General features: G+C 49.0%; 11 protein-coding genes and 1 pseudogene. 5 read left to right on the top strand and 7 right to left on the bottom strand.

Going from position 1 to position 10,144, the window contains the following annotated elements; all coding sequences use genetic code 11:
* The 4 genes from AC2FAP_RS22045 to AC2FAP_RS22030 form a co-directional block, all read left to right on the top strand.
* Window positions 1-912, top strand: a 912-nt coding sequence (locus AC2FAP_RS22045; RefSeq protein ID WP_320718604.1) for an IS3-like element ISEc36 family transposase, incomplete at its 5' end; no start/stop codon positions are given.
* A gap of 288 nt (window positions 913-1,200) precedes the next feature.
* Entirely contained in the window at window positions 1,201-1,275 is a 75-nt protein-coding gene (locus AC2FAP_RS22040) for a hypothetical protein (protein WP_318155675.1), read from the top strand.
* Window positions 1,276-1,294: 19 nt separating this feature from the next.
* Window positions 1,295-1,783, top strand: a complete 489-nt coding sequence (locus AC2FAP_RS22035; protein ID WP_279750621.1) for a DUF6685 family protein — start codon at window positions 1,295-1,297, stop codon at window positions 1,781-1,783.
* Window positions 1,784-1,908: 125 nt separating this feature from the next.
* Window positions 1,909-2,517 (top strand): DUF2913 family protein, encoded by a 609-nt coding sequence (locus tag AC2FAP_RS22030; RefSeq protein ID WP_172686974.1) that lies wholly within the window; start codon window positions 1,909-1,911, stop codon window positions 2,515-2,517.
* Here the strand turns inward: AC2FAP_RS22030 and AC2FAP_RS22025 are convergent.
* The 3 genes from AC2FAP_RS22025 to AC2FAP_RS22015 form a co-directional block, all read right to left on the bottom strand.
* Window positions 2,514-3,467, bottom strand: a complete 954-nt coding sequence (locus AC2FAP_RS22025) for an Rpn family recombination-promoting nuclease/putative transposase (RefSeq protein ID WP_172686975.1) — start codon at window positions 3,465-3,467, stop codon at window positions 2,514-2,516. The two genes, AC2FAP_RS22030 and AC2FAP_RS22025, sit on opposite strands and share 4 nt — an antisense overlap.
* A 276-nt stretch (window positions 3,468-3,743) precedes the next feature.
* A complete protein-coding gene (locus AC2FAP_RS22020; RefSeq protein WP_172689087.1) occupies window positions 3,744-4,361 on the bottom strand; it encodes a recombinase family protein in 618 nt (205 codons plus the stop codon).
* 957 nt (window positions 4,362-5,318) lie between these two features.
* A complete protein-coding gene (locus AC2FAP_RS22015; protein WP_172686976.1) occupies window positions 5,319-6,275 on the bottom strand; it encodes an Abi family protein in 957 nt (318 codons plus the stop codon).
* A 473-nt stretch (window positions 6,276-6,748) separates the two neighbouring features.
* Between AC2FAP_RS22015 and AC2FAP_RS22010 the strand changes: the two genes are divergently transcribed.
* Window positions 6,749-7,261 (top strand): hypothetical protein, encoded by a 513-nt coding sequence (locus AC2FAP_RS22010; RefSeq protein WP_172689088.1) that lies wholly within the window; start codon window positions 6,749-6,751, stop codon window positions 7,259-7,261.
* 113 nt (window positions 7,262-7,374) lie between these two features.
* Here the strand turns inward: AC2FAP_RS22010 and AC2FAP_RS22005 are convergent, their stop codons facing one another.
* From AC2FAP_RS22005 to umuD, 4 genes and pseudogenes are all read right to left on the bottom strand, one after another.
* A complete protein-coding gene (locus AC2FAP_RS22005) occupies window positions 7,375-7,668 on the bottom strand; it encodes a CopG family transcriptional regulator (protein WP_172686978.1) in 294 nt (97 codons plus the stop codon).
* Window positions 7,668-8,306 (bottom strand): AAA family ATPase, encoded by a 639-nt coding sequence (locus AC2FAP_RS22000; RefSeq protein WP_172686979.1) that lies wholly within the window; start codon window positions 8,304-8,306, stop codon window positions 7,668-7,670. The genes AC2FAP_RS22005 and AC2FAP_RS22000 overlap by 1 nt, the downstream gene beginning before the upstream one ends.
* A gap of 122 nt (window positions 8,307-8,428) precedes the next feature.
* A pseudogene (locus tag AC2FAP_RS21995) lies at window positions 8,429-9,702 on the bottom strand (Y-family DNA polymerase).
* On the bottom strand, window positions 9,702-10,124 hold the full coding sequence (gene umuD, locus AC2FAP_RS21990; protein ID WP_172686980.1) for a translesion error-prone DNA polymerase V autoproteolytic subunit: 423 nt from the start codon (window positions 10,122-10,124) through the stop codon (window positions 9,702-9,704). Before umuD ends, AC2FAP_RS21995 begins: the two are co-directional and overlap by 1 nt.
* Window positions 10,125-10,144 lie beyond the last annotated feature (20 nt).

Raw genomic sequence — 10,144 nt, 5'->3', positions numbered from 1 at the left:
AAAAAAGTGGATAGCGCACGTGCCCTTGTTGCCGGAGGATGGCGAATAAGCCTTGTCAGTCGTTGCCTCCGGGTCTCACGTGCGCAACTGCATGCCATGGCCCGTCGGTCGAAGGACTGGCAGGATCGTCGGTGCAAGCGCAAGCCTGATGATACTGACGCGCTGGCCCGTATCCATACCGTCATCGGCGATCTGCCCACCTATGGTTATCGTCGGGTATGGGCACTGCTGCGCAGACAATCAGAAACTGACGACATGGCGGTGATCAATGCCAAACGCGTATACCGCATCATGCGTCAGAATGCGCTGCTGCTTGAGCGTAAACCGGAAATACCGCCATCGAAGCGGGCGCATACAGGGAAAGTGGCCGTTGGAGAAAGTAACCAGCGGTGGTGCTCTGACGGCTTCGAGTTCAGCTGTGATAACGGTGAAAAACTGCGGGTCACGTTCGCTCTGGACTGTTGCGATCGCGAGGCACTTCACTGGGCGGCCAGTACTGGTGGATATGACAGTGAAACCGTGCAGGACGTCATGCTGGGTGCCGTGGAGCGTCGCTTCGGTAACAGCCTGCCGACATCCCCCGTTGAGTGGCTGACAGACAACGGTTCAGCCTACCGTTCTTATCAGACGCGTCAGTTCGCCAGAATGGTAGGACTGGAGCCTAAGCATACGGCGGTACGTAGCCCGGAAAGCAACGGGATGGCAGAGAGCTTCGTGAAAACGATGAAGCGCGATTACATAAGTATCATGCCGAAACCCGACGGGTTAACAGCGGTAAAGAACCTCGCGGAGGCCTTCGAACATTACAACGAATGGCATCCGCATAGTGCACTGGGGTATCGTTCGCCACGGGAATATCTGCGGCGACGAACCAGTAATGGGTTAAGTGATAAAAAGTGTATGGAAATATAGGGGCCAATCCAAACAGCGGTAAATTCGTAATGGCGTGTTTCATAGAGGCAGACATTAAAATCCGCTTTTAGCTCTGAACTGTCTGCTATTCTGTTCAAGAAATAGGCTTAGCGTAGGATATTTTCCGTTTTCCAAGCGGAGCCCGACTACCGTAAGCCAGGCTACCAGCGCCGGCTCGAAAGCCATTCACTTGCCGTTCCTGAGGTTCAGAAGCTGATTAGCAAAGAAACTGTCCCTCATTTTTCATGCGACATCACGGATATCCGGGGGATTTCGGCATCGAAATCTATGGATCATGATATCCGGGACATCGATGAGTTTCCCATACTAAGATGCCGTGAGCTGGCAAAACCCGTGGACTGAGGAGCACCTGCGGAAAAATATGGGGCACTGGGAATTACGGCTTGACAGGATGCGGTTTGCTGAATATCCGTGGGCAGAGCGGAGGCTCTACTGGCTGAACGACGGTGGTTCACACCATTTTGGCGCTGCCCTCTATCAGGCATGCCGCCTGGGCATTACAGTTCCGCTTACCGGCAGACTCTGTCGCTACAGTGTAAATGTGCCGATGATCACCGCTTTACGTCAGAAATGGCATCTTTATGCTATTCCAGCCGACGAAATTTTCGGCAGCTTCTTCGACGCCATGAATGCCTTTGAGTGCCCGTTTGGTCATTCCGAATTGCCGCGTAACATGCATGATACAGAGAAAACCGGTGTTGCTCTCAGACTCGCCTGGCTTGAACGAGGCCATCCCAGAGCCAGTGCTGTTGCTGATGTACTCTCTGCTGCAGGCTTTCCGGATTTCGGTAAACAACTGAATCTGCTGTCCATACAAACGGCTGAAACAATATCCCTGGAACGACCTTAATCCCGCCTGAGTTTAAAATTTCAGTGTCGATCGGTTATTATTCTGACGGAAGCATGCTATGGCCCGGATTAATACCGACGCGAGCTGCATCGTATAACGAATTTTGATACAGGGAGTAGGCAAGCTTGACGCTGACAGATAAATCGGGCCATCTTGCATGGTGCGCCCTGGTGGCACTTGCGCTGGCCAGACAGGATGGTGGCGTTCTGTCGCCGGCACAGGAAAACCTCTTTCTCACCCGATGGCTTGCGACTGCGCTTAAGCAACGCCGGTTTTCGCGTGATGTTACACCCGATATCGAATGGCTTCTGAAGCAGGGGCGCCAGCTGGGCATCAGCGCGAAGCTGGCCAGCAAGCTGAATTACCTCTGGCGCTCCTGCACCGGTGAGTTGTCCGAGCAGAACGACCTGTTCCGGCTGACGTATGCCCTGGAAACAGCGAAAGATATGCACTGGAACTACCGTCTGCTGAGCGATCGGGAATGGTCCGGCCGAAATGCCGTGGCGCTCAGTGCGGGCGTGAACGTCATTTATCTGTCCCGGGACAACCTCGATGTCGCTTTTGACGACAGCGGCCGACAGATATATCCGCTGACAGCGCGTCTGACGGGGAATGTGGCGGGGGTGATTAAGCTGTTTAATCGCTGTGACTGGCACGCAGAGCCTGAGTCTGGTGCCTCCCTGCCCCACCAGTTTACGCTGATGGCCGGACAGGGAGTCTCAGGAAAGGATTAGTGGCGGATCTGCGCAAGGTCGTCTTCAGACAGACCGGTCATTTTCATGACGGTACTGCGATCGATACCGTTCTGCAGCATGGTACGGGCAATTTTAAGGGTAGCTTCACGCTCTCCTTTTTCAATACCGCGCTGTTCACCGAGCTGCAGGCCTTCAGCCCTGCCCTTCTCGATGCCCTTCTCGATACCCTTCTGTTCAAGCTGTTGTGCGATGGTCATGAGTGCGTCTCCGTGTTGCGGCACACGCTGTGCCAGTTCGCGTACAAAGGCTTCGGCGTCAGCTGTTTCGCCTGCCTGCACGATATAGTGTACCAGCGATATTACCTGGGATGAAGACAGATATCCGGCCAGCAAAATGGGTGCCAGCCGGTCAACCAGTTCAGCGAGGTCCCGCTGATGAATATGTTTCTGCAGCAAAGTCAGTGCGGCCATACTGCGATGGCCGGCGATTTCATCATCCGGAATGACGGTAACGTCTACCAGCGGGAAAGCGCTGCTGTAGAGCTTGCCTGCCAGCGCCGGATTGTCAAATTCATCCAGCCACCGGGTTGAATAAGGATACGGTCTGCGTTTACCCGTATAGAACAGCACCGGTATCACCAGAGGCAGTTTTTTATGCCCTGCCTCCAGGTGGCGCTGCATAGCGGCCACCGCATAGCGTATCAGGCGGAAAGCCATATGTTTGTCAGGCGTTGACTGGTGCTCGATCAGAACATGAATATATCCGTCGCCGGCTGTGGTTTTCAGACTGTAGAGGACGTCACTGAAATACTGGCGGAGATCTTCCTCTACGAACGAGCCGGACTCCAGCTTCAGTGTGCTGAGATCGCAGACTGAGCGCAGTTCTGCAGGCAGGTGAATTTCCATGAAATCCCGGGCAATATCCGGTTGCGTCAGGAACTGCCTGAACGTGGCATCGTGGGGAGTGGGTGTGCTGCTTTTCTTCTTCATCAGCCTGGCTCTGAAAAATGACCCCGATATGTTACCACTACTGGCTGCACGCTGCTCTATGAAGGTACATGCATTATCGCTAGTATCAAAATAGCTGAGAGAAGGCCGATCACCACAACATTAAACAGAGTGATTTTTAGCCTTCCGAGCGAACATGAAATTTCTTCTTTTTCTTTCCTGTTTGCCTGCTCTATGAGCCAGCGTGCATATGCATCATTTTTTTTAGTGGATGGCATAAGTTCTTTCTTCCTTGCCGGGAATGCCGGCGTTCGGTATCTAACTAACGCTGGCGCAGACTCTGATGACCGTCATTTTTGAAACTCCAGCCAGACGGGCTGTTTCCCGCAGCGATTTACCGTTGACCAGACGCAGAGTGCGTATCAGTTCATGTTTCTGCGCATCAGCTACCCTGCCCCGATATTTGCCCTCTGCTTTTGCCTTGCTTATACCTTCAGCCTGGCGACGTCGCCTGTCCTCGTAGTCTTTTCGGGCAATAGCGGCGAGCATATCCAGCATCATGCCATTTACGGCCTTCAGCATGCTACGGGTAAAGTCATCACTTACTGTGCTGGATAGCGCCAGATGGCTGGTTGGTAGATCAAGGCTGACGATGGCCAGCTGCTTGTCGGTGATTTGCTTTCTGAGGGTCTCCCAGCCCCCATCATCCAGACGGGTAAGCCTGTCGACTTGTTCAATGAGAATGATATCACCGGGTTCTGCATCTTCAAGAAGCCTGATTAGTTCAGGGCGGTTCATTGTCGTACCGGATACATTATCGATATACCAGCCAGCAATACGATGGCCATGTTGGTTTGCAAATGCCTTGAGTGCATTTTTTGCCCGACTGGCATCCTGCTCTGATGTTGATGCCCGGAGGTAACCAAAAACGAACATTATTTGCCCTTCTGGTAACATTTAAGTGGTCTTGTGTATTATGGTATCACTTATGTGGTCACAATAACATTCGTCGGTATCTTTGCTGATGGTATATATAGAGCATACCCCAATGTGACAGGCTGACGCGCCCGGTGGGCTTGTCCAACCCCTCCCCTGTTCAGAAACGAGTTCTGAACAGACTCACGGTTTGCGCTGCGGGTCAATAAAATTAAATACGATCACCCGAAATATTTTTTGGACACTTTTTCCGATCGTGCCTAAATGTCCAGGATTAATAGCATTTTTTGTGCGTTACTGAAGGGCCGCGACGAATGGACGAAAGTGGCAAAAATAATGCTGGACAGAATTACCTGTATGTCTAACTGCCGGAGGAATTAAACGAGAGGCGTAAAAAAGGCCGCTTGAGCGGCCTTAGCTGTTTTTAATAAATAGAAAATAGGCAACTATGCCAACACCTATACAGATGGGTGCATAAAACAGAAAATCATTATTGAACATGATTCACCTGCTGGATGTACGTTTAGGTTAAACATTATACCAGGCCAGATCCCGCCCAGCCAGCAGAACTGGACGGAATAACCTCCCTGTCCAGGTGGTGCGGGAATGAAACAGGAAGCAGCCAGAGTCCGCTGCTGATCTGCCCGGACACGTCGCCCGGAGCGCGGAATCTTGTTCAAATTATCTGGCTCGGTCGCAGGCGTTCCGGATGTTGGCCATCAGCTGCAGCTCAACGCCGGTGCGAACATAATTTGTTTTTTTACATGGAGTTAGGTTATTTTCATTACGAAAATTATCGGTGAGTTTTTTTGAGGGAAGCAGTCACGGCGGTGCGCTACGTGAATTCTGCGATTTTCGCAGGGGTGAAGGACGAAAGAATCTACGAGAAACGTCAGAAAAAAAGACCGCTGACACGACCTTTCTTTCTTGAGTTCCTGAAATTAGCTTGCGGTTTTTTTAAAAAAATAGCTGTTCCTCATTCCAGCGTTCAGGAAATCCCATTGAAGCATAGAATAATTTAGATACCGGATATTCTTCGAATAGTGCTTGAACTTCTTCCCCAAATTTCTCAAAACCAAATGCACTCAACATTTTCTGAATAACGGCAAGTGAGGTATATATCCGATTAAGTTGATCTCGGTTTGTTACATTTGTTTTCACTAGCGGAATGTCTGGGTTAAGTAAGTTCTTCACCAGCTTAGGTGCTCGTCTGTTTCTGTTAAATAAACGAGTGTGATGACAGCAATCATTACGTACTGTATGGATGACAGTTAACCAGTCCAAAAGAGTTACATAGTCTTTTGCCCCCGCAATTCTCGATGCATATCTATCCAGTTTCAAACTTGCGATAGAATAAGGATTAAAGGCTTCTAACAGGCTTTTCAGATTACCGAAGGTTAACAACTCAATTGACACCCATCCTGGAGGCAACCCCCGGTGAAACGGACAATATTCGTTAAAGTATTTTGACCTATAATGTTCTGCAAATTCTTCTTTTGATTTTCTGAATGACATGCTTACACTGGAAACAGTTCTGATATGATTATCACTATGATTAAATAGGGATGAATCTAGATACCAAAACGAATTTTGATTTTTTCCAGTAACCCAGTAATCAAAAGAACTGCGCACGGCAATTTCAATTTTTTGTATCAATTTAAAAACCAGCAGCCGTAACCCCTGATCAAACAGATATAGCTCATGCGCTTTATCAAAAGTTGCCTCTGGATAATATCTGCGGGTAGCCTCGTCACGAAAAGGAATCAGATAGGCTTTAAATCGGTAGTAACTACATCTCTCAAGTACCTTTCGCGCATTGTCAACATCAGCGATAGTTAAACCATCTCGTTGCAGTTTCTGACACAAATCAGAGCTTGACTGGTATGGTTTTTGGTATGGAATGAGATCTGACAATTCAACAATCCTATCGAAAAGCCAAAAAAAAAGCCTCCACTCTTACGACTTGAAGTCTGGAGGAAGCTGTTGTTAAGGAAAACAATACTATACTATTGTTCTTCTTTTTTAACAAAAAGTGCTATCCAGCATAGGGACTAGGGGCGATAAGGAGGTATGTTGTGAGGTTATCCCATAAGTGCTTCACCTGCTAGAAATTTGTTAGCTGTGTTTTATTGTGGACAGAATTACCTGAGTGTCCAAGCTGGTAAGGGGATTATGTAACGGAGAGTATTTGCTAGCAGTTCTGCGACCGCACCGGTGCATTGGTGGCGAGTTAGGCCCACATCTCTTCAGTTGGCCGCTCAGCTGCAGTTGACGAAATGCCATGAGAAGTAGACGGAATGACATTTAATCATTCTATGGTATGAGTGTTATCAAGTCCCAACATGTTTATTTTTAGAAAGTGAAGAGTAATCATGTCAGGAGTGTTTATGAAATACACAATAATGGCTTCATTTTCCGTATATTTAATCCTGTCTGCGTCGCAGTCTTTAGCCGCCCCGTCCCCCTCTTGTCCTGAGGGTTTGACGTATATTGGAACAGCATATAAAGAGGCTAATGCTGAGCCTGGGAATGAAGCAAAAGTGACTGCATCCCCGCCCTTTCTTGTTCCGTTTCCCCGTAATTTTAGATTAGACAAAAGCTACAGAATGAGCGGTGGAAGATGGGCCGGTGGAAGTGCTGGAGCTGTTTCTAACGACGGGGATGTGCCAAATGGATTATATGTTATGGGCGAAGGTACTGAAGGTGGTGCTAAGGGCTGGTCAGTAGGGACACCTAAACTAAAAGTCATCGAAGAAGATGACGATGGAAAGATTGTTCAGCGGGGATACGAGATCCCATTATATTGCCACACAGGAAGTGGTGTCGCAGACCAAATGGGTCATGTTAGTTGCAATGTGAGTGCAGTGGTCTGCGCTAAACAAATGGAACCAGGGTTTTGAGTTTTAAGATAAGGGGGCGCAGGTTTTTTTGATATAAAAAGGTACTGGCCCTTAAACCCTGGAAATCAAACCTCATAAATATCATTTGTGAAGTATGAAGTATGAAGTATGATTTATGATTTCATATTTCCTAAGTATAGTTCCAGTGCTTCTCTGACTATGGCACTAACGTTCTTAGGTTCCTTTCCATTTCGCTTATTCTTCAGAGCTAAATCTTCTACTTTCAACAACATAGACTCATAAAGAGAAATTGTCGTTCTGCATTGTTTTTCAGGCTTCTCTTGTTCCTGTTTGGGTTTCTCTGGATCTCCATAGGGCTTGTCAGCGAGACGCTGTGCAAGTTCGTCTGCTTGTTCCGGCGTTATTACTGGACGTGAAGAGGCCTGCTGGCTGGGTTTCTTAACCATTATCCAAATACCTCTTCCATTAGTTTCTCCATTTCCGATTTTGCAGCAGTATTATCCGTTTCTAATACTCCTAAACCAGAGCTCATGCAGTCACGGTAAACCTTTCTGAAACAAATCACTGAATCCAGAGTTTTTATCGTTGGGAATTCATCGAGATATTCAAGAAACTCTTTACGCTCATTGCCTCTTAAAACAGGGTTTGTAGTGGCCATGCTTTGAAGACAATAGACTTCCAGATCTGGATTGAGGTCTCTCATACCTTCTACTTGTTGCTGTAACTCAATCAGGGTATCTAAGTCAGGCTGGGAACATTGCAGAGGTGCGATGATTTTGTGAGCAACCACACCGCTGGTAATGAACTCTCTTGAGTTACGACCTGCAACATCAACTATTACATGCTCATACTTCTCATCCAGTGCTCGTAGTGTTTGAGTCAGGTTATCGAATTTCTCTATAAGCGTGATAGCTGGCAACACTTCAGATGCCTCCCGTTCAGCAAGGTGCTTTGCCGCTGTCCGTTGGAGATCACCATTTACGAGACAAACATCTTTACCCCTGAGAGCAAGACCTATAGCAAGGTTTACTGCAGTGGTGGTTTTCCCTGAGCCACCTTTATTACCACCAATAACTGTTATCATGATAGATCCTAATTATGAAGTGTGAAGTATGATTAGTTGGGTCGTTCATTAAGTATCATACATAATAAATCATAAATAGGAAGTGTGATTTAATACTTCATACTTGTGAAGTATGATGCAAATCAAGACAGACGAGCCTTAGGAATATCATTCCAGCGTGTTGTGTATGCAGGGGACAACATTTCTCTCTTCATTTGCCACTCAGGAGCGATGCCTCGTCCCGCAAACCACACTTTCCCCAGACCGGAATGGTTAATGCCGTCTACGACTTTCATCAGCTGGTTACTGTTGCTCCGGGGCTGAGTATCATCGAAGAGGTTCAGCTGAGAAACCCCGTCAGGAGTGAAATCATTGAGCATGCAACCCGCTTTTGCATATCGATGGCCATTCACCCAGATCCGATCCAGTGCTTTAATCGCTGCGGCAATGATGTCTCTGGTATCCTGCGTGGGAGTCATCAGCTTCTCACTGGCCACATTCCCGTAATACGGTTCGTTCACCGCGAACGGTGACGTTTTCACAAATACAGCAATATGCCTGCAAAACTGACGCTCGCCGCGCAGCTTCTCAGCTGCACGCTCGGCGTACTGACAGACTGCCTGCCGCATTGCTTCATACGTCGTGACGCGCTCCCCAAAGGACCGGCTGCAGACAATCTGCTGTTTCGGCGGAGGCGCATCTTCAAGCGAAATACAGCTTTCTCCGTTGAGTTCCCGGACGGTTCTCTCCAGCACAACGTTGAAATTTTCCTGATAAATACAGGGTTCGCGCGCGCCAGCTGCAGTGCCGTAGTGATGCCCATCGTATTAAGCTTTTTTGAGATCCTGCGACCTACTCCCCAGATTTCTTCCACCGGCTGTAGTGAGAGCAGTTTCTCCGTTCGCTTTGGATTGCCTGAAGTCAGAGCAAGTACGCCACCAAACTTCCGCCATTCCTTAGATGCCCATTGTGCGCTTTTAGCCAGCGTTTTGGTCGGCCCCATCCCGACGCCGATTGTCAGCCCCGTACCGGAGCGCACGTGCTCGCGCAGCTGCCGGCCGAAGTCCTCATAATCGATGCAGCTGTCTATACCGCGGATATCCAGAAACATCTCGTCAATGCTGTACTGCTCCACGCGCGGTGCCAGCTCCTCGAGATGAGACATAACCCTGTTCGACAGCGATGCATAAAGCTCGTAATTGCTCGAGAACGTGATGACCGGCTCCGGGAATTGTGCCGTCCTCAGCTGGAACCAGGGGACGCCCATTTTAATACCCAGCCGTTTCGCTTCAGCACTACGCGCGATAACGCAGCCATCGTTGTTGCTGAGCACCACAACGGGCCTGTTACGCAGGTCCGGACGGAACACTTTTTCACAGCTCGCATAGAACGAATTCACATCAGCGAGCGCAAACATTAGTTAGTACCCCGCGTCTTATGTATGAATGCTATCACCACGCCGAATATCTGTAGTTCCTCCGGGTAGAGGGTGGGGTAGGCGGGATTCATCGGCAGCAGGGCGATTCGGGGTTTAAGCTGCAGGCGTTTAACGGTGAATTCACCATCTGTTTCTGCGATGACAATATCCCCCTGCATGGGTTTTTCGGCCTTGTCGACAATCATCAGGTCGCCGGAGTGCAGGCCCATATCTTTCATCGAATCGCCAATGGCACGGACAAAGTAGGTCGCGCTGGGGCGACGGATACAGTAGGCGTTCAGATCCAGTTCGTCTTCGGTGTAGTCCGCTGCCGGTGACGGAAAACCTGCCGGACAGCGCTCTGTGAAAAGTGGTGCGGTGAACAGTGCTGGCTCAGATGCGGGAGCGACAAAAAGGATCATGGCTTACCTCTTAAAATACC

The organism is Enterobacter cloacae complex sp. 394I7, assembly GCF_057320345.1.
The sequence above is the reverse complement of the archived record's forward strand: the minus strand, read 5'-3'. Positions and strand labels throughout refer to the sequence as shown.

Bases quoted from the DNA above. Each gene is read 5' to 3' on its own strand.
- AC2FAP_RS22035 (WP_279750621.1), top strand. From the start codon at position 1,295: ATGGGGCACTGGGAATTACGGCTTGACAGGATGCGGTTTGCTGAATAT.
- AC2FAP_RS22010 (WP_172689088.1), top strand. From the start codon at position 6,749: ATGAAATACACAATAATGGCTTCATTTTCCGTATATTTAATCCTGTCT.
- AC2FAP_RS22005 (WP_172686978.1), bottom strand. From the start codon at position 7,668: ATGGTTAAGAAACCCAGCCAGCAGGCCTCTTCACGTCCAGTAATAACG.
- umuD (WP_172686980.1), bottom strand. From the start codon at position 10,124: ATGATCCTTTTTGTCGCTCCCGCATCTGAGCCAGCACTGTTCACCGCA.
- AC2FAP_RS22000 (WP_172686979.1), bottom strand. From the start codon at position 8,306: ATGATAACAGTTATTGGTGGTAATAAAGGTGGCTCAGGGAAAACCACC.
- AC2FAP_RS22020 (WP_172689087.1), bottom strand. From the start codon at position 4,361: ATGTTCGTTTTTGGTTACCTCCGGGCATCAACATCAGAGCAGGATGCC.
- AC2FAP_RS22025 (WP_172686975.1), bottom strand. From the start codon at position 3,467: ATGAAGAAGAAAAGCAGCACACCCACTCCCCACGATGCCACGTTCAGG.